This is a genomic window from Brevibacterium sp. CSND-B09 (genome assembly GCF_052906525.1).
On record NZ_JBREGI010000001.1, the window covers coordinates 3,734,352 to 3,757,474 of the forward strand.

The 23,123-nt window shown below is 65.5% G+C and carries 18 protein-coding genes; 17 read left to right on the forward strand and 1 reads right to left on the reverse strand.

All coding sequences use genetic code 11. The features are described from left to right. Nucleotide 1: 1 nt before the first annotated feature. The 17 genes from ACU4IU_RS16690 (at nucleotide 2) to nrdR (ending at nucleotide 20,484) form a co-directional block, all read left to right on the forward strand. On the forward strand, nucleotides 2-1,468 hold the full coding sequence (locus ACU4IU_RS16690) for a UDP-N-acetylmuramoyl-tripeptide--D-alanyl-D-alanine ligase (RefSeq protein ID WP_446657368.1): 1,467 nt from the start codon (nucleotides 2-4) through the stop codon (nucleotides 1,466-1,468). Further along, nucleotides 1,465-2,553, forward strand: coding sequence for a phospho-N-acetylmuramoyl-pentapeptide-transferase (gene mraY, locus ACU4IU_RS16695; protein WP_139469765.1), 1,089 nt, complete (start codon nucleotides 1,465-1,467; stop codon nucleotides 2,551-2,553). The genes ACU4IU_RS16690 and mraY overlap by 4 nt, the downstream gene beginning before the upstream one ends. Continuing rightward, nucleotides 2,546-4,066 (forward strand): UDP-N-acetylmuramoyl-L-alanine--D-glutamate ligase, encoded by a 1,521-nt coding sequence (gene murD, locus ACU4IU_RS16700; RefSeq protein WP_446657369.1) that lies wholly within the window; start codon nucleotides 2,546-2,548, stop codon nucleotides 4,064-4,066. The genes mraY and murD overlap by 8 nt, the downstream gene beginning before the upstream one ends. Before the next feature lies 1 nt (nucleotide 4,067). Further along, nucleotides 4,068-5,678, forward strand: coding sequence for a putative lipid II flippase FtsW (gene ftsW / locus ACU4IU_RS16705; protein WP_446657370.1), 1,611 nt, complete (start codon nucleotides 4,068-4,070; stop codon nucleotides 5,676-5,678). A 1-nt stretch (nucleotide 5,679) separates the two neighbouring features. Then, nucleotides 5,680-6,780, forward strand: coding sequence for an undecaprenyldiphospho-muramoylpentapeptide beta-N-acetylglucosaminyltransferase (gene murG, locus ACU4IU_RS16710; RefSeq protein WP_446657371.1), 1,101 nt, complete (start codon nucleotides 5,680-5,682; stop codon nucleotides 6,778-6,780). A gap of 2 nt (nucleotides 6,781-6,782) precedes the next feature. Further along, nucleotides 6,783-8,198 (forward strand): UDP-N-acetylmuramate--L-alanine ligase, encoded by a 1,416-nt coding sequence (gene murC, locus ACU4IU_RS16715; protein ID WP_446657372.1) that lies wholly within the window; start codon nucleotides 6,783-6,785, stop codon nucleotides 8,196-8,198. A 5-nt stretch (nucleotides 8,199-8,203) separates the two neighbouring features. Further along, nucleotides 8,204-8,959 carry a cell division protein FtsQ/DivIB gene (locus ACU4IU_RS16720; protein ID WP_446657373.1) on the forward strand — a complete coding sequence of 252 codons (756 nt, stop codon included), beginning with the start codon at nucleotides 8,204-8,206 and terminating at the stop codon, nucleotides 8,957-8,959. A 270-nt stretch (nucleotides 8,960-9,229) separates the two neighbouring features. Continuing rightward, complete coding sequence (ftsZ, locus tag ACU4IU_RS16725; RefSeq protein WP_139469770.1) at nucleotides 9,230-10,417, forward strand: cell division protein FtsZ; 1,188 nt, start codon at nucleotides 9,230-9,232, stop codon at nucleotides 10,415-10,417. A 1-nt stretch (nucleotide 10,418) separates the two neighbouring features. Further along, entirely contained in the window at nucleotides 10,419-11,177 is a 759-nt protein-coding gene (pgeF, locus tag ACU4IU_RS16730) for a peptidoglycan editing factor PgeF (RefSeq protein WP_420096075.1), read from the forward strand. Between the two features lie 78 nt (nucleotides 11,178-11,255). Next, nucleotides 11,256-11,774 (forward strand): cell division protein SepF, encoded by a 519-nt coding sequence (locus ACU4IU_RS16735; RefSeq protein ID WP_139469772.1) that lies wholly within the window; start codon nucleotides 11,256-11,258, stop codon nucleotides 11,772-11,774. Nucleotides 11,775-11,867: 93 nt separating this feature from the next. Then, nucleotides 11,868-12,167, forward strand: a complete 300-nt coding sequence (locus tag ACU4IU_RS16740) for a YggT family protein (protein WP_101546294.1) — start codon at nucleotides 11,868-11,870, stop codon at nucleotides 12,165-12,167. A gap of 304 nt (nucleotides 12,168-12,471) precedes the next feature. Beyond that, complete coding sequence (locus ACU4IU_RS16745) at nucleotides 12,472-13,275, forward strand: DivIVA domain-containing protein (RefSeq protein ID WP_172169991.1); 804 nt, start codon at nucleotides 12,472-12,474, stop codon at nucleotides 13,273-13,275. 124 nt (nucleotides 13,276-13,399) lie between these two features. Further along, on the forward strand, nucleotides 13,400-13,936 hold the full coding sequence (locus tag ACU4IU_RS16750) for a signal peptidase II (RefSeq protein WP_139469774.1): 537 nt from the start codon (nucleotides 13,400-13,402) through the stop codon (nucleotides 13,934-13,936). Further along, on the forward strand, nucleotides 13,929-14,852 hold the full coding sequence (locus ACU4IU_RS16755) for an RluA family pseudouridine synthase (protein ID WP_139908244.1): 924 nt from the start codon (nucleotides 13,929-13,931) through the stop codon (nucleotides 14,850-14,852). The genes ACU4IU_RS16750 and ACU4IU_RS16755 overlap by 8 nt, the downstream gene beginning before the upstream one ends. Nucleotides 14,853-15,092: 240 nt before the next feature. Then, nucleotides 15,093-18,602, forward strand: coding sequence for a DNA polymerase III subunit alpha (gene dnaE / locus ACU4IU_RS16760; RefSeq protein WP_420096077.1), 3,510 nt, complete (start codon nucleotides 15,093-15,095; stop codon nucleotides 18,600-18,602). A 71-nt stretch (nucleotides 18,603-18,673) separates the two neighbouring features. Continuing rightward, complete coding sequence (gene hisD, locus ACU4IU_RS16765) at nucleotides 18,674-19,984, forward strand: histidinol dehydrogenase (RefSeq protein ID WP_259358838.1); 1,311 nt, start codon at nucleotides 18,674-18,676, stop codon at nucleotides 19,982-19,984. Between the two features lie 2 nt (nucleotides 19,985-19,986). Beyond that, nucleotides 19,987-20,484, forward strand: a complete 498-nt coding sequence (nrdR, locus tag ACU4IU_RS16770) for a transcriptional regulator NrdR (RefSeq protein WP_025777954.1) — start codon at nucleotides 19,987-19,989, stop codon at nucleotides 20,482-20,484. Between the two features lie 257 nt (nucleotides 20,485-20,741). Here the strand turns inward: nrdR and ACU4IU_RS16775 are convergent, their stop codons facing one another. Beyond that, nucleotides 20,742-22,973 carry a HelD family protein gene (locus ACU4IU_RS16775; protein WP_446657374.1) on the reverse strand — a complete coding sequence of 744 codons (2,232 nt, stop codon included), beginning with the start codon at nucleotides 22,971-22,973 and terminating at the stop codon, nucleotides 20,742-20,744. Nucleotides 22,974-23,123: the final 150 nt, after the last annotated feature.

Consider the following 23,123-nt stretch of genomic DNA (forward strand, 5'->3'; position numbering starts at 1 on the left):
TATGAAGCGACTGACTGCAGCCGAAATCGCAACCGCCCTGGGCGGCGAGTTGTACGGCATCGACCCCGAGACCCCATTGACCGCCGGTGTGGTGACCGACTCGAGAGAAGTCGGACCCGGCGATATCTACGTCGCCCGCCGAGGCGAGAGCTTCGACGGCATCGAATTCGCCGCCGCCGCCGTCGAGGCGGGAGCGGCCCTGATCATCGGCGAATCCGTCCCCACCATCGACGACGAACCTCTGCCGGTCGTCGTCGTCGCCGATGCCACCGAAGCGCTCGGCCAGTTGGCCAAGCACAGCATCGAAGGCCTGCGCACAGACGGCGAACTCACCGTCATCGCGATCACCGGTTCCGTCGGCAAGACCACGGTGAAGGACCTCGCCGCGGATCTGCTCTCGGGTGAGGCGGAGACCGTGTGGCCGCCGAACTCCTACAACAACGAGGTCGGAGTCCCGCTGACAGCTCTGCGCGCGGTCGAAACCACTCGTTTCCTCGTCCTCGAGATGGGCGCACGGTCGATCGGCAACCTCGCCTATCTGACGAGCCTCATCCGACCAGATATCGCCGTCGAGCTGGCCGTGGGCACCGCCCACTCCGGAGTCTTCGGTTCGATCGAGAACACCGCGCGGGCGAAGGCCGAACTCGTGGAGTCCCTGACGGCCGGATCCACCGCCGTGCTCAACGCCGACGACACCCGCGTATCGGCGATGCGCGGGGTGCTCGCTCCAGAGGTGACCACCCTGTGGTTCTCACAGCGTGAGTCCCTGCCCGAATGGGTCGGTGCCGACGACCTGGTCGTGCGCGGTACCTCGGTGTCCACGGATTCCTCCGGTCATCCGACGTTCACCCTCACCCTGCCCGGTGAGGAGCCCCGCGATGTGCGTCTGGCGCTCATCGGCGAGCACCACGTCGGCAACGCTCTGGCGGCAGCCGCCATCGCCCACGCCTGCGGCGTAGCGGCCAGGTCGATCGTCACGACGCTGTCGACCTCCTCGGCGGCCAGTCGCTGGCGGATGGAGCTCATCGATTCGCCGTCGGGCGTGACCGTGCTCAACGACGCCTACAATGCGAACCCCGAATCCATGCGGGCCTCCTTGAAGACCCTGGCCTCGATGGGCCGCGGTGATGAGGAGAACAGCCCACGTCGCACCTTCGCCGTGCTCGGCGAGATGCTCGAACTCGGGTCCGAATCGGTGTCCGCGCACTCGGACATCGGCGAACTCGTCGTGCGCCTCAACATCACTCGCACCATCGTCGTAGGAGAGGGCGCGAAGCCGATCTTCAACGCTGCGAACCTCGAAGGCTCCTGGGGCAACGAGGCGGCCTGGGTCGCCACCGCGGCCGAGGCGAAGGACCTTCTGAGCGCCGAACTCGCTCCCGGCGACATCGTTCTGTTCAAATCCTCCCGCGATGCCGGTCTGCGCTATCTGGGAGACGAAATCGCCGGAGTATCGGGGGCCCAATGATTGCCGTACTGCTCGCAGCCTGCCTGGCTCTCATCTTCGCTCTCGTCGGGACACCGCTGTTCATCCGGGTGCTCGTCAAGAAAGGGTACGGCCAGTTCGTCCGTGACGACGGTCCGACCTCGCACGCGACGAAGCGCGGAACCCCGACCATGGGCGGAGTCGTCATCATCGGCGCCGCAGTGCTCGCCTACCTGCTCGGACACCTGTTCACCGGTTCCGTGCCCACAGCGTCGGGTCTGCTCGTGCTGTGGCTGGCCGCAGGACTGGCAGTCGTCGGCTTCCTCGACGACTTCATCAAGATCAAGAAGCAGCGATCACTGGGACTGCGCCCCATGCCGAAGCTCATCGGCCAGGCCTTCGTCGGAATCTCGTTCGCCGTGCTCGCGCTGCAGTTCCCGAACTCCTTCGGTGAGACCCCGGCGTCGACGAAGGTGTCGTTCATCCGCGACACGAACCTCGACCTCGCCTTCGGTTCGGCGATCCTCGGCCTCATCCTGTTCGTCATCTGGGCGAACCTCATCGTCACCGCTGTCTCGAACGCGGTGAACCTCACCGACGGCCTCGACGGACTGGCCGCCGGCGCCTCGGTGGTCGTCTTCGCCGCCTATGTCGTCATCGGCACCTGGCAGTCGACCCAGAACTGCAATCTCATGTCCGAGGCCACGAACGCCTGCTACTACATGCGCGACCCCCGCGACCTCGCGATGGTCGCCGGCGCCATGGCCGCGGCCTGCTTCGGCTTCCTGTGGTTCAACACCTCGCCGGCGAAGATCTTCATGGGCGACACCGGTTCGCTGGCCATCGGCGGTGCCTTCGCCGGACTGGCGATCATGTCGCGCACCGAGCTGCTGCTCATTGTCCTCGGCGGACTCTTCGTCATCATCACCCTGTCGGTGATCATCCAGGTCGCTTCCTTCAAGACCACCGGCAAACGCGTGTTCCGCATGGCGCCCCTGCAGCACCACTTCGAACTCAAGGGCTGGGCCGAAGTGACGATCGTGGTGAGGTTCTGGATCATCGCCGCCCTCTTCGTCATCGCCGGAATCTGCCTGTTCTACGCCGATTGGGTGGCGCGCATTGGCTGATGAACCCACCACCAAGGAGATCCCGGCCGCACTGCACGGACCGAGTTCATCCCTGGCCGGACTGCGCATCCTCGTCACCGGTCTCGGGGTGACGGGATTCCCCGCTGCCGTCCACCTCGGCGAACGCGGCGCCGATGTCATCGTCATCGATGGCGACGCCACCGCCGATGTGAGCGAGAAGGCGCAGATCCTCGAGGTCTTCGACGTCGACATCCGACGGGGTCCCGAACACGTCGAAGCTCTGCCCGAGGGCGAACTCGACCTCGTCGTCACCTCACCCGGATGGCGTCCGGACCAGCCCGTGCTCGCGGCCGCGGCGAAGGCCGGCATCCCGGTCATCGGCGAAGTCGAACTCGCGTGGCGGATCCGCGGCACCAACGACGCCAAATGGCTCGCCATCACCGGCACCAACGGCAAGACGACGACCACGACGATGCTCGAATCGATGCTGCTGGCAGCAGGGCTCAAGGCCAAGGCCTGCGGCAATATCGGCACCCCGCTGCTCGAAGCCGTGCTCGAACCCGGGCTCGAGGTCCTCGCGATCGAACTCTCGAGCTTCCAGCTGCACTGGCAGGAGTCGATGAGCGCCGACGCCGCAGCCGTGCTCAACATCGCTCCCGATCACCTCGATTGGCACGGCAGCGCCGAAGCCTATGCGGCGGACAAAGCGAAGATCTTCCACAATGCGCAGCTCGCCTGCGTGTACAACTGCGCCGACGAGGTGACTCTGCACATGGTCGAGGACGCCGACGTCATCGAAGGGGCCAAGGCCATCGGCTTCACCACCGGTGTGCCTCGCCCCGGCGAGCTCGGTGTCGTCGAGGACCTGCTGGTCGACCGGGCCTTCATTCCGCAGCGCTACTCATCGGCCGCCGAACTCGCCTCCCTCGACGATGTGGCGACGGCCACCGGGGTCGCGGGTTCGCGGCCCGCCCCGCACCAGGTCGCCAATGCTCTGGCCGCAGCCTGTCTGGCCCGCGCCATTGACGTGCCCGGTCAGGCGATCGCCGCGGGACTGCAGAACCATTCGCTCGGCGCCCACCGCATGGTCACCGTCGCCGAAGCGGACGGCATCCGCTGGGTCGACGATTCGAAGGCGACGAACACCCACGCCGCGAATGCCTCGCTGGCCGCTTTCGACTCGATCATCTGGATCGCCGGGGGACTGCCCAAAGGCGCCGACTTCACCTCGCTGTTCGCCGACCACCGCGAACGGCTCAAGGCACTCGTGCTCATCGGCTCGGACGACTCGGCCTACCGTGGGGCCATCGCCGCGACCATCCCCGACCTCGAAGTCGTCCGGATCGAACCGGCCCTGGCCGTGGACTCCGGAGTCCCGAAACGCCGCGGAGAGGCCGTCGCCGCGGCCGCCGTCGACGCAGCCGCACGGTTGGCCGAAGCCGGAGACACCGTTCTCCTGGCACCGGCAGCCGCGAGCATGGACCAGTTCCTCAACTACAACACTCGCGGCGACCTCTTCGCCGAGGCCGTCAACTCGCACCTGGAGCGCTGAGATGGGACGGCAGACCACCGCGAAGGCGGATGAACGCCGCCGCCGCAAGCTGGCGAGGACGTCTGTCTCCGCATCCGCTCCGACGACGTCGACCACGTCACGGTCGACGACCGGGCGGCAGCAGACGGGGGTCAAGACCGCACCGAAGGCGCGAAACGCGAAGTCTGCCGGCACAGCGTCTGCCGCGAAGACAGCGCCGACGACGACCGCAGGCAGGCGCTCGTCAGGAACCGGCAGGTCGGCATCTGCCGCACGCGACTCCAGACCGAAGGCGGGGGCGGCGAAGAAGCCTGCGAAGACGTCTGGCAAGAGTGCCGCGAAGGCCACCTCGAACAAGCCTGCGAAGGCCGCGGGGAAGAACAAGACCGCCTCGGTGCTCAAGAAGGCATGGATCCATCTGCGCGATGACATCTCCAGTCTCTCCGCGCACCCGCTGACGACCTACTTCCTCATCCTCGCCTCCGTCGTCCTGCTCACAGGACTCGGCCTGGTCATGGTGCTCTCCGCCTCATCGATCACTTCCTACGACGGGGGAGCCGGCTCCTCATTCGCCTACTTCAACAAACAGGCGATGTTCGCCGGGGTCGGCCTCGTCCTCATGTACATCGCGAGCCGGATGCCGCTGCAGTTCTGGAAGCGGATCGCATGGTTCGCCATCATCGGCGGACTCCTCATGCAGGCGGCGGTCTTCGTCCCCGGACTCGGCAAAGAGACGAAGGGCAATGCGAACTGGATCGGGTTCGGCGGATTCCAGATCCAGCCCTCGGAGTTCCTCAAGGTCGCCCTCGCCCTGTGGCTCGGCTTCATCCTCGCCCAGAAGGCCGGGAAGATGACCACCTTCGGCCACGCCATGATCCCCGTCGTGCCCGGAGTCCTCGGCGCCGCCGGACTCGTCGTGGCCGGCAACGACCTCGGCACCGGCCTGGTCATCATGGCCATGGCCGTCGTCTGCCTGTTCGTCGGCGGATTCCCGATGAAGTACTTCATCCTCCTGGGCGGCGTGCTCGCCGCGGCGGTCACCTTCTTCGTCCTCAGCTCCCAGAACCGTCTTGACCGCATCCAGGCGATGCTCACCGGTCACGCGGACCAGAGCGCTGCAGACACCATGGGCCAAGCCTGGCAGTCCAACCACGGACTGTTCTCGCTGGCCTCCGGCGGATGGTTGGGGGTCGGGCTCGGCGCCAGCCGTGAGAAATGGTCCTGGCTGCCCGAAGCCCACAACGACTTCATCTTCGCCATCATCGGAGAGGAGCTGGGCCTCGTCGGCACCCTCGTCGTCATTCTCATCTTCGCCGTCCTCGGCTTCGCCATGGTCCGCGTGGTGATGCGTTCGAACAGTCTCATGGTCCAGGTCGCCACTGCCGGCTTCTTCGCCCTCATCATCGGGCAGGCCGGAATCAACATCGGCGTCGTCACCGGACTGCTGCCGGTCATCGGTCTGCCGCTGCCGTTCGTGTCCTACGGCGGCTCCTCGATCATCGCCTCTCTCCTCGCAGTGGGAGTGGTGCTGTCGTTCGCTCGCACCGAACCGGGCGCCGAGGCGGCCATCGCCGCCAACAAGGAACGTCTGCGATCCTCACTCGCCGTGCTTGCCCGCAAGAAAAGGAAATGAGATGACGAGTATCCTCCTCGCCGGTGGAGGCACCACCGGCCATATCTCGCCGATGCTGGCGATCGGCCGTGAGCTGCGCCGGCAGCACCCCGACTGGGATGTCGTGGCGTTGGGCACCCCCGACGGACTCGAAGCCGAAATCGTACCGCGCGCCGGGTTCGAACTGCTCACCATCGACAAGGTGCCCATGCCGCGGTCGATCAGTCCCGCCCTGCTGAAGTTCCCGGGACGCTTCCGCGGCAACATCTCCGCCGTCAAGCAGATCATCGCCTCCCGCAGCATCGATGCCGTCGTCGGGGTCGGCGGCTACGTCTGCCCGCCGGCCTTCCTCGCGGCCAAACAGGCGAAGATCCCACTGATCGTCCACGAAGCCAATGCGAAGCCGGGAATGGCCAACCGCCTCGGCGCCCGACTGACCACCACCGGGCGCGTCGGGATCACCTTCCCGGACACCGAGCTGCGGAACTCCACCCTCGTCGGCATGCCCATGCCCACCGAGATCACGGATCTCGACCGCAGCGACGCGGGACAGCGCGCGGGGTTCCGTGCCGATCTCGGGCTGCGCGACGACCGTCCGGTCCTCGTCGTGACCGGCGGTTCCTCCGGTGCGCAGAAGATCAACGAAGCGTTCCTGGCCACCGCGACCGCGTGTCAGGAGGCCGGCGTCCAAGTCCTCCACATCACGGGAGCCGGAAAGGGCGAGGCCCTGCGGGAGGCGGCGGCCGAACTGCCCGACTACCACGTCGTGGACTACGTCGACGAAATGCATCGGGCCTATGCGGTCGCCGATCTGCTCGTCGCCCGCTCCGGTGCCGCCACCGTCTCCGAAGCCACGGTCGCCGGAGTCCCGGCTGTCTATGTGCCCCTGGCCATCGGCAACGGCGAACAGCGCCTCAACGCCTCCGGAAGCGTCTCGGCCGGTGCCTCACTCATGGTCGACAATGCAGAATTCTCACCGTCGACGGTCGTCGACACCATTCTGCCGCTGCTGGCCGACCAGCCCCGTCTGACGCAGATGAGCCAGGCGGCACTGCATCTCAACTACCCCACCGATGCCGCGGCCCGCATGGCCGCCATCGTCAACCGCGCGCTGGAAGGCTGACCATGACCTCTGCGAACACGAGCCCCGCGAACATCGTTCCCGTCGGCGAACTCGGAGCCGTCCACTTCATCGGCATCGGCGGATCGGGAATGTCCGGAATCGCCCGGATCATGGTCATGAACGGAGTCACCGTCTCCGGTTCGGACGCGAAGGAATCCAACGTCGTCGACGTTCTCCGGACCCTGGGCGCCACGGTCACGATCGGGCATTCGGCCGACAACCTCGGCGAGGCCGATACTCTCGTCATCTCATCGGCCATCCGCAAGGACAACCCCGAACTCGTCGAAGCACAGCGCCGGGGACTGCGCATCCTCCACCGCTCCGGAGCACTCGCTTCGCTCATGGTCGACCGGCGGGCCGTGGCCGTGGCGGGCACCCACGGGAAGACCACGACCACGTCGATGACCACCGTGGCGCTGCAGGCCTGTGGAGTCGACCCGTCCTTCGTCATCGGGGGAGTGCTGTCGACGACGGGCACGAACGCCCATCTGGGCACTGGAGACGTCTTCGTCGCCGAAGCAGACGAATCCGACGGGTCGTTCCTCCTCTACGAACCGGCCATCGGCATCCTCACGAACGTCGAAGCCGACCACCTCGATCACTACGGCACCCCGGAGAAGGTGCGCGAAGCCTTCATCGAGTTCTGCGACGGCATCCAGACCCGAGGTGGAACGATCATCGCCTGCGCCGACGACCCCGGCTCCCACGACGTCGCCCTGCACTCCCGCAGTCAGGGAGCCGACGTCGTCCTCTATGGCACGTCCGAGGATGCCGATATCGTGCTGCGTGACCTCGACTCCGGAGTCGGCTCGAGCTTCGTCCTCGACCTGCCCGGCCGGGACGGCGAGCTGCGAGTCGAACTGCGGCAGCCGGGGATGCACAATGCACTCAACGCCACCGCCGCCATCGCCGTGGCGCACAGCCTCGGCGCAGATGTCGAACGTGCGGCCACGGGTCTCGCCGGCTACGGAGGCACCCGCCGCCGCTTCGAAGAACGCGGAATCGCCGCCGGCGTGCGCGTCATCGACGACTACGCCCATCACCCGACCGAGGTGCGCGCGGTGCTCAGCGCCGCCCGCGGGGTCGTCACCGACGAGGGACGGGTCTGGGCCGTCTTCCAACCCCACCTGTACTCGCGGACGATGGAATTCCGGGAGGAATTCGGACAGGCCCTCGGTCTGGCCGATGAGGTCGTCGTCCTCGACGTCTTCCCAGCGCGCGAAGATCCCGTGCCCGGAGTCACCGGCGCGCTCATCGCCGACCGTGTCCCGCACGAGAACGTGACCTTCCTGGAGTCCTTCGCCGAGGCGGTCCCCTTCGTCGCGGCTCGCGTGAAGCCAGGCGATCTCGTGCTCACTGTCGGTGCCGGTGACGTGACCATCCTCGGGCCCGAGCTGCTGAGCGCGTTGGCGGGCTGACGCCCATGGTGCCGCTTCCCCCGGCTCAGGCCGGTGACAACTCCACCGCGGACCTCACCGGAGTCATTCGGGCCCGCCGCCTCAAGACCTGGCGTCGACGCCTCATCGGCATCGGCATCGTGGCCGCCCTCATCGCGCTCGTCGCCGTCGCCTGGTTCTCGCCCCTGTTGTCCCTGCAGAAGGTGCAGGTGAGCGGCAGTCGACTGCTCAACACCGATGAGGTCAGCAGTTTCGTGCTCGACGACCAGGGCGGCCGACCGCTTCCGCAGGTGCGTCCCGGTCGCGTCGAGGACGCCGTGCTGGAGGAATTCCCGAAAGCCGAGGCGGCTTCCGTCCACTACGCGGGTCCCAGGTCGCTGAAGATCGAGATCACCGACCGCACCCCCGTCATCGCCATCAGAGGCGAATCCGGCTATCGCCTCTACGACTCCGAAGCCGTCGACCTCGGCACGGTCGACACGGCACCGAAGAAGCTCACGGTGCTCAGCGGCGGAGGACACCAGCCGGACAGAGAGACCGTCTCCGCGGTCATTCGCTTCATGGGCGAACTGCGACCGGAGCTGAGGCGTCAGCTGGTGACGATCGAGGCCAAGGACGCAATGAGCCTCAAGGGACGCCTCGACACCGGAAAGCAGAAGGCCACGGTCGTCTTCGGCGATTCCTCGGACTCCAGCCTCAAGGTGCGCACCGCCGCCCAGCTGGCCGCCGAGGGCCGCACCGAGATCGATGTCTCCGTGCCCTCGGTGCCCGTGACCGACTGAGTCCCGCCCGGCCGGTCGTCGGTCCGAGCCGGTGTCGAACACTTCGCCGCGGCCGCCCCGGGCCTCCGTGAGCTGCCCCGTATGGGCCAGTCGCTGCGATTGCCTCCGTTTGGCCCCGACACACCGGGTGTGAAGTTTGGCCGAACCCCGACACTCCGGCGAGAATGGTTGCAGTGAGATTGCCCCGCCCAATAGCCTCAGGGCAGAGAACACAGACCGAATGCGCACGCAGACCCTGCGGAGCGCAAGCGCTTGAGACGAGGAACCGACTTGGCTGAATTCCCACAATCCGGAGCGGACATCAAAGTTGCCGGAACCGGCGGCGGCGGTGTCAACGCTGTACAGAGGATGATCGACGTCGGCCTGCGCGGCGTGGAGTTCATCGCGATCAACACCGACGCCCAGGCTCTCGTCCTCTCCGACGCCGATGTCAAGCTCGAGATCGGCCGCGACCAGACCCGAGGCCTCGGCGCCGGCGCAGACCCGGAGATCGGCAAGAAGGCCGCCGAATCCTCCGAAGACGCCATCCGCGACGCTCTCGAGGGCGCGGACATGGTCTTCGTCACCGCCGGCGAAGGCGGCGGCACGGGAACCGGTGCCGCCCCGGTCGTGGCCCGCGTGGCCCGGTCGCTCGGCGCTCTGACCATCGGCGTCGTGACCCGCCCCTTCACCTTCGAGGGACGCCGTCGTTCCGCGCAGGCGGAAGCCGGCATCGCGGCGCTGCGCGAAGAGGTCGACACCCTTATCGTCATCCCCAACGACCGTCTGCTCTCGATCTCCGATCGCAGCGTCTCCGTCGTCGAAGCATTCCGCTCCGCCGATGAGGTGCTGCGCTCCGGTGTCCAGGGCATCACCGACCTTATCTCGGTCCCGGGTCTGATCAACCTCGACTTCGCCGACGTCAAGTCGGTCATGCAGGATGCCGGGACCGCGCTCATGGGCATCGGTGCGGCAACCGGCGACGACCGTGCCGTGCAGGCGGCCGAATCCGCGATCGCGTCCCCGCTGCTGGAAGCCAGCATCGACGGCGCCCACGGAGTGCTCTTCTGCATCACCGGCGGCGGCGACCTCGGACTCTTCGAGGTCAACGAGGCCGCACGCCTGGTCCAGGAGGCCGCGCACCCCGAGGCGAACATCATTTTCGGCGCCGTCATCGATGACAACATCGGCGACGAATGCCGAGTGACCGTCATCGCCGCCGGATTCGACAACACCTCCCCGAACGCGGAGGTCGCCGGATCCGACCAGATCCCCGCGCCGATTCCGGCCGCCGCTCCGGCCGAGACCGAGTCCGAGTCGCCCGTCATCGCCGAATCCGAGCCCGAGGCCCCCGAAGCCGACGAGCCTGCACCTGCGCCCCGCCGCAGCGAGGAACACCAGATTCCCGCTTCGCTGCCGGGCGAACGCAGCAGCTCGAACTTCGACTCCGACCTCGATATCCCGGACTTCCTCAAGTAATATGCTGCGCTCGAGGTTCGTCATCCCGGGCGGGCGCACCGCCCACATCGCCTTCACCGACCGGCACGGCGGATACTCGAGCGGGGACTTCTCCTCGTTCAACCTCGCCCGCCACGTCGGAGACGATGACGAACTCGTCGCAGCCAACCGAGCCGCTCTCGCTCAGGTCATCGGCCTGAGCGGCGAGCGGCTCTCGTTCGTCTCCCAGGTCCACGGCACCGATGTGCACATCATCGGCGACGAAACACAGCTGCGGCAGACTCCGGTGGAGGCCGACGCCCAACTGACGACCGTCCCGGGACTCGGATTGGCGATCATGGTCGCCGACTGCACCCCTGTCATGCTCGCCGATGCCGACGCCGGTGTCATCGCCGCCGTCCACGCGGGCCGCCCGGGAATGGCCGCAGGAATCGTCGGCAGAACAGTGGCCGCGATGCACGACGCCGGTGCACGGGACATCCACGCGGTCATCGGTCCCTCGGTGTGTCCGCGCTGCTACGAAGTCCCAGCCGCGCTGAGGAGCGAGGTCGCGGCGATCGAGCCGACAGCCGCCTCGGTGTCGGTGACCGGAACACCGGCACTCGACGTCGCCGGGGCCGTGGCCGAACAGCTGCGCCGGAACGATGTGACCATCGATCATTTCTCGCGCACCTGCACGAAGGAATCCGAGGACCTCTTCTCCTACCGCAGGCAGAAGCGCACGGGCCGTTTCGCAGGGATCATCTGGCTGCAGGAAGAAAACACCGCGACACACCCATAGGACTCACCGGCCCAGATGCTCGCGTGCGATAGTTTGGGCGACAGGTGAGCAAGTGCCGAAGTCCGAGGAGCTTTAGACATGTCAGCAATCAAGAAGACGCTGGAATACCTGGGTTTCGTCGAAGAAGAGGACGAGACCACCCAGCACACCGACCGTCGTGAACCCGCCCGCCGGGATCGCGAGGTCGTCGAGACCTTCGACGAGGACGACCAGTACGACGAACCGGCCGCAGCCGAGGAGCGGACTCCGGCTCCGGTGACACCGATCCACCCGTCACCGATCCGTCCCGTAGACACCCCGGCGCCAGGAACCCCAATGAACCGCATCAGGACCATCCACCCCCGCAGCTACAACGACGCCATGGTCATCGGTGCCGCCTTCCGTGAGGGCACCCCTGTGATCATGAACCTCTCGGAGATGGACGAGAACAACTCCAAGCGCCTCGTCGACTTCTCCGCCGGTCTCATCTTCGGCCTCCACGGGTCGATCGAGCGCGTGACGAACAAGGTCTTCCTGCTCACCCCCGAGAACATCGAAGTCGCCGGCGAGAGCGAAGCCGATTCGGATACTCAGGCCAGCTTCTTCAACCAGAGCTGAGTGGGCCGGAGAAGCTCTCAACTCGTCCTCAGCTGGAGCCGATAGGCTGAAGACTCAGAACTCAAGCAACAACGAAAGGCGCGGGGGACCCACGTGGCCATCATCTTCTACATCCTCGGGACTGCACTGAGCCTCTACGTCTACGTGCTCCTGGCGCGAGTCGTGCTCGATCTGGTCCAGGTGTTCTCCCGCGATTGGAGGCCCACGGGCTTCCTCCTCGTCCTCGCCGAGATCGTGTACACACTCACCGATCCGCCCCTGAAGCTGCTGCGCAAGATCATTCCGCCGCTGCGGCTGGGACAGGTCTCGCTCGACCTGGGATTCATCGTCCTGCTCATCGGCATCCAGATCATCGCGTCGGTGTTCTTCAACCTTTCGCACACCTCCGCCTGATGCCCGCCATCACAGTGTTCTCCGCTGAAGAACCACTGTGAATGGATATGGGGAACGGCGTGAAGAATGTGCCGGTCGATGAAGGGTATTCGATTGATCGAATACCGGATGAATGGTGAATATGCTCACCGGAATTGGCTGTCAGTGTGCTCGAGTTGTTAGCCTCGAACGCGGAAAACTTCGTCATTGAACGCGAGACACGCCATTACTGCGGGACAAAACTGCAGGTGTTACGCTAATGTGACGTTGAAGCCGTCCTTCTGGGCGGCAGCGTAATGAATGTAGATCGACCGAAGGTGACCTCATGGCGCTCACGCCTGAAGACGTAGTAAACAAGCGGTTCCAGCATGTGAAGTTCCGCGACGGGTACGACCAGGACGAAGTCGACGATTTCCTTGATGAGGTCGTCGTTGAGATTCGCCGTCTCTACCAGGAGAACGACGAACTGCGTCAGAAGCTCTCCACCGCCGAACAGCGCGTGAAGGAACTCGAAGCCGGCGGCGCCTCCGCTGCACCGGCACAGGACATCGACGCCACTCAGGCGATGCCCGCCGCCGTTCCTGCTCCCGAAGAGAAGGAAGAGGCTCCGGCTCCGGCCGAGGCACCTGCCGCTCCGGCACCGGTCGAAGAGACCCCGGCCCCGGTCGTCAAGGAAGCCGCTCCCGCTCCGCAGGACAACTCCGCCGCACCAGCGATGACCGCCGGTGCCGCCGGTGGAGCTGCGGGTGCCGGTCTCGGTGCTGCCGCGGTCGGCGGCGACGGAGACGCTCATGGTCTCATCGCTCTGGCTCAGCGCGTCCACGACGAGCATGTTGCCGAAGGTGAGCGCAAGCGCGACGAGCTCATCAAGGGCGCCGAGAAGGAAGCCGCCGACATCGTCGGCAAGGCCGAGTCCAAGCGCGACGAAACTCTGTCGACCCTCGAATCGCAGAAGTCGACCCTCGAGCGCTCCATCGACCAGCTCTCGAACTTCGAGCGCCAGTACCGCACTCGACTCAAGAGCTACCTCAACGATCAGCTGCGTGACCTCGAGAACTCCACGAGCCTGGCTCCGGAGACCCTCGACGGAAACGGCCCACTGGGCGGTTCCTCGAACCACAAGCTCTGATCTCAGCGCATCACCGACCGAGGTCCGGGAACTCCGCGGAGTACCCGGGCCTCCGTCGTGTCCGCGTACTGCACCGTCGTGCGGGTGAATCCCGCGGCCTCGGCGGTGGTCTAGAATGAACCAAATGAACGATCCTGCCTCACGGGTGAAACGACCTCGCGCCGCCATGATGGCCCTGCTGTTCACAATCGCGGCAGTCGTGCTCGTGATCGATCAGTTCACCAAATTCCTCGCCGTCAGTCTCCTCGAAGACCAGCCTCCGGTGCCTGTGATCGGATCGCTGGCCGGATTCACCTTCTACCGCAATCCCGGAGCCGCCCTCGGCCTCGGCTCGAGCGTGACGTGGATCTTCCCGATCATCGCCATCGGCGTCTTCGTCGCGATCCTCGTGATCTCGCGCAAACTCGGCTCGAGAGCATGGGCGATCGGTCTCGGTCTGCTCTTGGGCGGACTCTTCGGCAACCTCGTCGACAGGCTCTTCCGCGAACCCGCATTCCTGCACGGAGCCGTCGTCGACTTCATCGATCTGTCGCTGTTCATCTGCAACGTCGCGGACATCGCGATCTCCGCTGCCGCGGTGACCTTGGTCATCGTCAGTCTCAGAGGCATCGACATCGACGGATCGGACTCCACCCGCGTGAAAGAGGACTCTCATGACTGAACGCTCCATCCTGGTCCCCGAGGGACTCGACGGTCAGCGCGTGGACGCTGCGATGTCGAAGCTGCTCGGCCTTTCCCGGACCGCCGCCGCCGATATCTGCGCCGACGGGGGAGTGGAGATGTCCGGGCGCCCCGTCATCAAGTCCGATCGCGTCATCGCCGGCGAACGGCTCGACATCATGATGCCCGAACCGAAGAAGCCCCTCGAGGTCGTGCCCGATCCAGTGCCGGGAATGCGCATCGTCCACGACGAGGACGCATTCGTCGTCGTCGATAAGCCCGTCGGGGTGGCAGCACACCCGGCTCTCGGTTGGACCGGACGCACCGTCGTCGGCGGGCTCGCCGCCGCTGGATTCCGCATCGCGACTTCCGGCGCCCCCGAACGTCAGGGCATCGTGCAGCGACTGGACGTCGGAACCTCGGGTCTCATGGTCGTGGCGAAGAGCGAATACGCCTACAGCGTGCTCAAACGCGCCTTCAAGGAACGCACGGTGGAAAAGACCTACCATGCGGTCGTGCAGGGACTGCCCGATCCAGTGCTCGGCACCATCGATGCCCCGATCGCCCGACACCCCAAGCACGACGGACTCTACGCAGTGCGCACCGAAGGCAAGAACGCGATCACCCACTACGAGGTGATCGAAGCCCACCGCCGCGCCGCACTCGTCGAGGTCCATCTGGAGACCGGACGCACCCACCAGATCCGCGTCCACTTCTCCGCCACCAAACACCCCTGCGTCGGCGACCTGCCCTACGGTGCCGATCCGGTGCTGGCGAAGGAACTCGGTCTGGAACGCCAATGGCTGCATGCCGTCAAACTCGGCTTCCACCACCCCGACACGCAGAAGTGGGTCGAATTCGAAAGCGGCTACCCCGAGGACCTGCAGACCGCGCTCGACCGCATCCGGCCGCACTGACGCCGCGGCCACGCGCTGCCGCTTGCCGGACTGTGTCGGAGACTGACTGCTGAGCGACGCGCCGACGGGACCCGCACAAACCGGAACCTCGTCGTGAAGTGCCCGGAACAACAGTCGCGGGAACCCGCTCCACGGGTGCCGATGGACTAAGCTGGAACGGCAACACCGGCAACTTCAGGAAGGCGGCGCCCAGTGCCGAACGAGGACTTCGTCCACCTCCACGTCCATACCGAATACTCCATGTTGGACGGTGCGGCCCGCCTCGCCGATCTGATGGCGGCGACGAAGGCATCGGGAATGTCCGCTATCGCCACGACCGATCACGGATACCTGTTCGGCGCCTTCGACTTCTGGTCGCAGGCGACAGCCGCCGGAATCAAACCCATCATCGGCGTCGAGGCCTATGTCACCCCCGGCACGGACCGTCGGGACAAGACCCGCGTGAAGTGGCGCACCGACGAATCGCAGAAGAGCGACGACCTCTCCGGCGGCGGTCTCTACACCCACATGACCCTGTTGTCTCGGAACAACACAGGCATGCGCAACCTGTTCAAGGCATCGTCATATGCCTCACTGGACTCGGTGACGGCGAAATGGCCTCGACTGGACCAGGATCTGCTCGAGAGATACTCCGACGGACTCCTCGCCACCACCGGCTGCCCGTCGGGAGAGGTGCAGGTGCGGCTGCGCCTGGGACAGTACGAAGAGGCCAAGGCGGCCGCCGGGAAATACCGTGAGATCTTCGGCAAGGACAACTACTACGTCGAACTCATGGACCACGGTCTGTCCATCGAGAAGCGAGTGACGAAGGACCTCATCCGGCTGTCGAAGGAACTCGACATTCCGCTGGTCGCCACCAACGACCTCCACTACACGCACGAATCGGATGCGAAGGCGCACGAGGCGCTGTTGGCCATCCAGTCCGGCTCCAAGCTCATCGAACCCACCTACGATCAGGGCGGTTCCCGATTCGCCTTCTCCGGTTCCGGCTACTACCTCAAGACCCCCGCAGAGATGCGGACCCTGTTCAAGGAATTTCCCGAAGCCTGCGACAACACCCTCGAGATCGCCGAGAAGTGCGAAGTCTCCTTCGACACCTCGGCGAACTACATGCCGAAGTTCCCGTGCCCTCCCGGTGAGGACGAGACCTCGTGGCTGATCAAGGAAGTCGCGAAGGGTCTCGACTACCGGTACCCGAACGGCGTACCCGACGATGTCCGCCGGCAGGCCGACTACGAACTCGACATCATCATCTCGATGGGCTTCCCCGGCTACTTCCTCGTCGTCGCCGACTTCATCAACTGGTCGAAGGACAACGGCATCCGCGTCGGACCCGGCCGTGGTTCGGGAGCCGGCTCCATGGTCGCCTACGCCATGCGCATCACCGACCTCGATCCGCTGCAGCACGGACTGTTCTTCGAGCGCTTCCTCAACCCGGACCGTGTGTCCATGCCCGACTTCGACGTCGACTTCGATGATCGTCGCCGCAGCGAGGTCATCGACTATGTGACCGAGAAGTACGGCGATGAGCGTGTGGCGATGATCGTCACCTACGGCACGATCAAGACGAAGATGGCGCTGAAGGACTCCGCGCGGGTGCTCGGCAAACCCTTCTCGATGGGTGAGCGGCTGACGAAGGCGCTGCCGCCGGCGGAGATGGCCAAGGACATCCCGCTCAAGGACATCGAGGACCCGGAGTCCAAGCGGTACAAGGAAGCCGGGGAGTTCCGCGAACTCGTCGACACCGATCCGGAGGCCCGAGAGACTTTCGAGACCGCGAAGGGCCTGGAAGGGCTGAAGCGTCAGTGGGGCGTCCACGCCGCCGGTGTCATCATGTCCTCGGACCCGATCATCGACGTCATCCCGATCATGCGTCGGTTCCAGGACGGTCAGGTCATCACCCAGTTCGACTACCCGACATCTGAGGGCCTCGGGCTCATCAAGATGGACTTCCTGGGGCTGCGGAACCTCACGATCATCTCCGATGCGGTGGAGAACATCAAAGCCAACCGGGATTTCGATCTCGACCTCGAGCACCTCGCCCTCGACGACCCGGCGGCGTACGAGCTGCTGACCCGCGGCGACACCCTCGGCGTGTTCCAGCTCGACGGCGGCGGTCTGCGTGCCCTGCTGCGGATGATGAAGCCGGATAACTTCGAGGATATCTCCGCGACCCTGGCGCTCTACCGCCCCGGTCCGATGGGCGCGGATTCGCATACGAACTATGCCCTGCGCAAGAACGGTCTGCAGGAGGTCACCCCGATCCACCCGGAGCTCGAGGAGCCGCTCAAGGAGATCCTCGACACCACCTACGGTCTCATCATCTACCAGGAGCAGGTGATGGCGATCGCGCAGAAGGTCGCCGGCTATTCGCTGGGCCAGGCCGATATCCTCCGCCGCGCGATGGGCAAGAAGAAGAAGTCCGAGCTCGACAAGCAGCAGGTCGGATTCTTCGGCGGAATGAAGGAACGCGGCTTCTCCGAAGCCGCCGCTCAAGCCCTGTGGGACATCCTGCTGCCGTTCTCGGACTACGCGTTCAACAAGGCGCACTCGGCCGCCTACGGCGTCGTGTCCTACTGGACCGCCTATCTCAAGGCGCATTACACGGCCGAATACATGGCGGCCCTGCTGACCTCGGTCGGTGACAACAAGGACAAGCTCGCGATCTATCTCAACGAGTGTCGTCGCCTCGGCATCACCGTGCTGCCTCCGGACGTCAACGAATCCGCTCTCCACTTCACCCCTGTCGGTACGGACATCCGCTTCGGAATGGGAGCGGTGCGCAACGTCGGCGCCCACGTCGTCGAGGGCATCGTCGAGGCCCGTGGAGAGAAGGGTTCCTACTCCTCGTTCACGGACTTCCTCGACAAGGTGCCCAGCCATGTGTGCAACAAGCGCACGATCGAATCGCTCATCAAGGCCGGCGGCTTCGACTCGCTCGGCCACAGCCGCCGCTCACTCGTCGAAGTCCACGAGGAGGCCGTCGACTCGGTCATCGGCGTCAAGAGGCAGGAAGCCAACGGTCAGTTCGACCTCTTCGCCGGTCTCGGCGGGGGAGACGACTCACCGGGCTTCTCCGTGACCATTCCCGACCGTCCGGAGTGGGAGAAGAAGGAGAAGCTGTCCTTCGAGCGCGACATGATCGGCCTCTACGTCTCCGACCACCCGCTCAACGGGCTCGAAGGCGTGCTGGCCGCTGAATCAGATGCCTCCATCGCCGAGGTGGTCGACCCTGAATCACACCGTCATGACGGATCCCAGATCAAGGTCTGCGGAATGATCACGCAGGTCACCCGCAAGGTGTCGAAGAACTCCGGGCGTCCCTATGCGATCGTGTCCTTGGAGGACCTCGAAGCCGAGATCGAAGTGATGTTCTTCGGCGACACCTACGAGCCCGTGGCGAGCCTTCTCGCGACCGACCTCGTGATCTCCCTGACCGGACGCATCCGCACCTCCGATGACCGTCCGACCTCGCTGATGGCGATGTCGATGACGATTCCCGATGTCACCGACCCCAACGATCGGCCGCTCAACCTCGTCATGCCGATGGAGAAGGCGACAGAGGAGATGGCGACGAAACTCAAGCAGATCCTCGAATCAAACAAGGGCCAGACCGATGTCCACATCACTCTGTCCCAGCCGGGACGGCAGACGGTGATGCGCCTCGACAGGTCGATCCGAGTCGACCCGAACCCGAGCCTCTACGGAGACCTCAAAGCGCTGCTGGGATCCCGCTGCCTGAGCGTCTGAGGCGCGAGCGCCGAGCCCGCCCTCGTCCGCACTTCGGGCGGGAGGAGAGCGGTGCTGCTGTGGAGACTAGAATGGTGCGGGTGAACATTCTGGACTTCCGTGGTGAGACCCTCAACAAGCGATTCCTGGCGCAGAAACTGCCTCGGGCCGCCGAGACCCATGCCGATATCGAACGACGGGTGGCTGAACTCCTTGACACCGTCGCCGGTGGGGGAGCGGCCGCGGTGAAGGACTTCACCGAACGCTTCGACGGAGTGCGCCCCGAAATGCTGCGGGTACCGGAATCCGCGCTGGCCGAAGCAGCGGCAGAACTCGATCCCGCAGTCAGGGCCGCGCTCGACGAATCGATCGCCCGCGCCCGGAAGGTCGCCGCCGATCAGCGCCCCGTCGATGTCCGCACCGAACTGGCCTCCGGTGCCTTCGTCACCACCCGTCACCTGCCGGTCGAACGGGTCGGACTCTATGTGCCCGGCGGACTGGCCGTCTACCCGTCGACTGTGATCATGAACGTCGTGCCAGCACAGACGGCCGGTGCACGCTCGTTGGCGATCGCCAGCCCACCGCAGAGCAATGGTCTGCCGCACCCGATCGTGCTCGCCACCGCACACATCCTCGGCGTGGACGAGGTCTGGGCGATGGGTGGGGCACAGGCGATCGGTGCTCTGGCTTATGGCTTCGACGACGATGAGGACCTCGAGCCGGTCGACCTCATCACCGGTCCTGGAAACGCCTATGTGGCTGCGGCGAAGTCGCTCGTCCGCTCCCGGGTCGGCATCGACGCGGTCGCCGGCCCTACAGAGATCATCATCCTCGCCGACGAACAGGCGGATCCGCGCTTCGTCGCCGCCGACCTCATCAGTCAGGCCGAACACGACGAACTGGCCGCCTCGGTGCTGGTCACCGACTCCGTCGATCTCGCCGAAGCGGTGCAGAAGGAGTTGGACGTGCAGGTGCCGGAGGCGATGCACACCGAGCGGATCGGGACGGCTCTGGCCGGACGGCAGTCGGCGATCGTGCTCGTCGACGACCTCGACGCCGGGATCACCGTCGTCAACGGCTATGCCGGTGAGCACGTCGAGGTCCACACGGTCGATGCGGAAGCGGTCGGGGCACGAATCACGAACGGGGGCGCGGTCTTCCTCGGCGATTGGGCCCCGGTGTCACTCGGTGACTACTGTGCCGGGTCGAACCACGTGCTGCCCACGATGGGCACCGCCGCGCACGGCTCCGGGCTGGGTGTGCACTCATTCATCAAGGTCAGCCAGGTCATCGACTATGACCGACAGGCACTGTCCGCGGTGGCAGAGCACATCGGTGTTCTCGCCGACGGCGAACAGCTGCCGGCCCACGGCCGGGCTGTCGACATCAGGTTCGAGGAGTAGAGATGCGCTGTCCGTTCTGCCGTGAGTCCGATTCTCGGGTCGTCGATTCGAGGACCAGCGAAGACGGCGCTGCGATCCGCCGGCGCCGGCAGTGCCGTCATTGCGGTCGCCGCTTCACCACGATGGAGGCCACGAGCCTGTCGGTGATCAAACGCTCCGGAGTCACCGAGGAATTCTCCCGTCAGAAGATCATGTCGGGTGTGCGCAAGGCCTGCCAGGGACGTCCGGTCAGCGACGATGATCTCGCGAAGCTCGCTCAGCGGGTGGAGGAGAATATCCGGTCGCGCGGAATCGCCGAGATCGACGCCGACGAGGTCGGACTGTCGATCCTCGAACCGCTGCGCGAACTCGACCAGGTCGCCTACCTGCGATTCGCCAGCGTCTACCAGGGATTCGACTCGCTCGAGGACTTCGAGGCAGCGATCGATTCGCTGCGCGCCGATGCGCTGCTGCAGTCCGGTCAGACTCGGGAACCCACCCCCGACGACTTCGCCGACTGAGCTGCTCGGGGACCCGGCCGACCGGATCCTGAGACTGCTGAGATTTCTGTCAGAAATCTTCGTTTCGAGTACCGCGGTACAGAAATAGTTGTGTAGTATTGAACGTGCGCGCTACGGCGCGCGGCCGCTTGCGGTTCGGAGGGGAAGCCGAACCCAAGCGGCCTTTCACATTCACCCCTCAATTACTACCTGACGGCGGCCCAGCAACCTCGCGCGAGGTTGCTGGGCCGCCGTCAGGTAGTAATAAGGGGTTTGGGTCAGCCGGCTTGGCGGATCGTTTCGGCGGAGAAGAGCTCGGTGAGTTCCGTCGATGCCGATGCCAGGACACGCAGACGTTCAGTCGTGCGGGTCAGCGCCACATAGAGGCCGCCGACGCCCTCTTCGCCGCCGAGCGGAGCGATGCGGCCGGGTTCGACGATGATCACCGCATCGAACTCGAGGCCTTTGGCCTGCTGCGGGGTGATGAGGGCGATCTGATGATCCAAGCCCGTGACCGACCGCCCGAAATCGAAGTCCGCGATCGCCTCGGCGATGGGCTCGATGAGTTCCTCATCAGCGATGACGGCGATCTTCCCACCTTCGGCGGCGGACACCTCGGCCGCGACCGCCTCGGGGAGGGCGCCCAGCATCTCCGATTCGTCGGCGAAGGTATCCAGGCGCGGATCCGATCCTCCCTGGCGCACCGATTCGACGAGCTCGAGCTGCGGGAAATGCCGGTGCAGGTAGCGATTGGCCAGATCCATCACCGACTGCGGGGTGCGGTAGGAGACCGTGAGCACCTGGAGGGCGAAACGATCTCCGACGAATTCGCTCAGGATCGATGACCAGGTGCGGGCGTTGTCGACCTGCGAGGACTGGGCGAGGTCACCGACGACCGTGGCCGACTTCGACGGCACGCGACGGAAGAGCACCCGCCACTGCATGGGAGAGAGCTCCTGCGCCTCATCGACGACGAGGTGGCCGTACGTCCACTCGCGGTCCTCGAGAGCGCGTTCGGCCAGCGTCATCGTCGGTCCCTGTTCCTCCCAGCGGGCAGCGAGGGTCTCGGCGGAGACCATCCCTCCGGTCTCGGTCATGTCGACGACGGCTTCGGCGTATTCGCGTGCCGAGTCATCCCGCGCCTGCGTCTGCTGCGGGGCGGAACCGAGCAGCTCGGCCAACTCGTCGAGCAGCGGCACATCGTCGACCGTGAACTCATCCCGACGCTGCTCGAGCAGCATCGACTGCTCGGCAGGAGTGAGGATCTTGCGGGCAGCGGCCTGCAGCTTGTGCGGCCTGCCCAGCAGAGACCGCAGCGCGGCGGCCGGGCCGATGGGGAACCATGCGAGGTTGAGGGCGCGTCGGACGTCGACGGAGGAGCGCAGGTCTTCCAGCAGCTCGGGCAGCCGTTCGCCGGCCGCATCCATCCCCATCTCACGGGCGAGATCCTCGGCGAGGATCTTCAGCAGACCGGTGACGAAACCGGTGCGGGCGGCATTGTGCGGGTCCCCGCTGCGACGAGCCCGATCGCGCGCGGACTGAACGTCCTTACGACGCAGCACGATCGTGTGCGAACGCACCCGCATCTCGACATCGTGATCGGGAATGCGCTGGTAGTTCGCAACATGGTTCTTCAGCACCCGAGCCATGACGGAGCGGCCCTTGATCTCGGCGACAGCCGGTGCATCTGCGGCATCCGTATCGAGTCCCGGATACAGCTGACCGGGAGTGAGCAGAACGGCCCCGGTTTCGCCGAGGCTGGGCAGAACCTTCTCGATGTACTTGAGGAACACAGTCGACGGGCCGACGAGGAGGACACCGGACTTCGCGATGCGCTCCCGGTGACGGTAGAGGAGGAAAGCGGCACGGTGGAGCGCGACGGCGGTCTTGCCGGTTCCCGGCCCTCCCTGGACGACGAGCACGCCGGAGAGCGGGCGGCGGATGATCGCATCCTGCTCGGCCTGGATGGTTGCGACGATATCGCCCATCCGTCCGGTGCGATGAGTGCTGAGGGCGGCGAGGAGTGCGCCTTCGCCCTGGAGATTCGACCGCTGAGCGTCATCGAGTGCGTCGATGTCGAGCACATCGTCTTCGATGCCGGTGACCTTCCGGTTCGCGGTGACGAGGTGACGTCGGCGGGCGATCCCGTCGGGGTTGGCGGCCGTCGACTGATAGAAGCGCTCGGCAGCCGGTGCCCTCCAGTCGATGAGGATCTGCTGACGCTGTTCGTCGGTGAGTCCGATGCGACCGATGTAGGTGGGGTCGTCTTCGTCGATGGTGTCGAGGCGACCGAAGCACAGCCCCTCCTCGGCGCCGTCGAGACGGATGAGCTGATCTTCGTACATCGTCGCGAAGGCATCGCGTTCGGTGCGGTGCTGGTGGTTGCCTCCGACCTCGGAGACCCTCACCGTGCCCAGGCGGGCCGTCGTCTCCTCCCGGAGCTCATCGAGGCGGGCATAGAGCTCGTCGAGCTTGGTCTGCTCGACACGAATTTCTGAAGTTTCGGTCATCTCACCTTCTTGGGTCGGCATTCAATTATGCCGAACTTTCCCCGGTGTCTGTAGTCGCATCGTCATTTCGGACCGGGGCGTACCTCACATTCCCTGTCTGCCGGGGGTAGGCAGAGCCAGCCGGGTCAGCAGGGCGAGGGGAGAAGAGCC

Coding starts and splice junctions, on each gene's coding strand:
- dnaE (WP_420096077.1), top strand. CDS start 15,093: ATGTTGGACGGTGCGGCCCGCCTCGCCGATCTGATGGCGGCGACGAAG.
- pgeF (WP_420096075.1), top strand. CDS start 10,419: ATGCTGCGCTCGAGGTTCGTCATCCCGGGCGGGCGCACCGCCCACATC.
- ACU4IU_RS16690 (WP_446657368.1), top strand. CDS start 2: ATGAAGCGACTGACTGCAGCCGAAATCGCAACCGCCCTGGGCGGCGAG.
- ACU4IU_RS16735 (WP_139469772.1), top strand. CDS start 11,256: ATGTCAGCAATCAAGAAGACGCTGGAATACCTGGGTTTCGTCGAAGAA.
- ACU4IU_RS16755 (WP_139908244.1), top strand. CDS start 13,929: ATGACTGAACGCTCCATCCTGGTCCCCGAGGGACTCGACGGTCAGCGC.
- ACU4IU_RS16720 (WP_446657373.1), top strand. CDS start 8,204: ATGGTGCCGCTTCCCCCGGCTCAGGCCGGTGACAACTCCACCGCGGAC.
- nrdR (WP_025777954.1), top strand. CDS start 19,987: ATGCGCTGTCCGTTCTGCCGTGAGTCCGATTCTCGGGTCGTCGATTCG.
- ACU4IU_RS16750 (WP_139469774.1), top strand. CDS start 13,400: ATGAACGATCCTGCCTCACGGGTGAAACGACCTCGCGCCGCCATGATG.
- murC (WP_446657372.1), top strand. CDS start 6,783: ATGACCTCTGCGAACACGAGCCCCGCGAACATCGTTCCCGTCGGCGAA.
- ACU4IU_RS16745 (WP_172169991.1), top strand. CDS start 12,472: ATGGCGCTCACGCCTGAAGACGTAGTAAACAAGCGGTTCCAGCATGTG.
- ftsW (WP_446657370.1), top strand. CDS start 4,068: ATGGGACGGCAGACCACCGCGAAGGCGGATGAACGCCGCCGCCGCAAG.
- ACU4IU_RS16775 (WP_446657374.1), bottom strand. CDS start 22,973: ATGACCGAAACTTCAGAAATTCGTGTCGAGCAGACCAAGCTCGACGAG.
- murG (WP_446657371.1), top strand. CDS start 5,680: ATGACGAGTATCCTCCTCGCCGGTGGAGGCACCACCGGCCATATCTCG.
- mraY (WP_139469765.1), top strand. CDS start 1,465: ATGATTGCCGTACTGCTCGCAGCCTGCCTGGCTCTCATCTTCGCTCTC.
- hisD (WP_259358838.1), top strand. CDS start 18,674: ATGGTGCGGGTGAACATTCTGGACTTCCGTGGTGAGACCCTCAACAAG.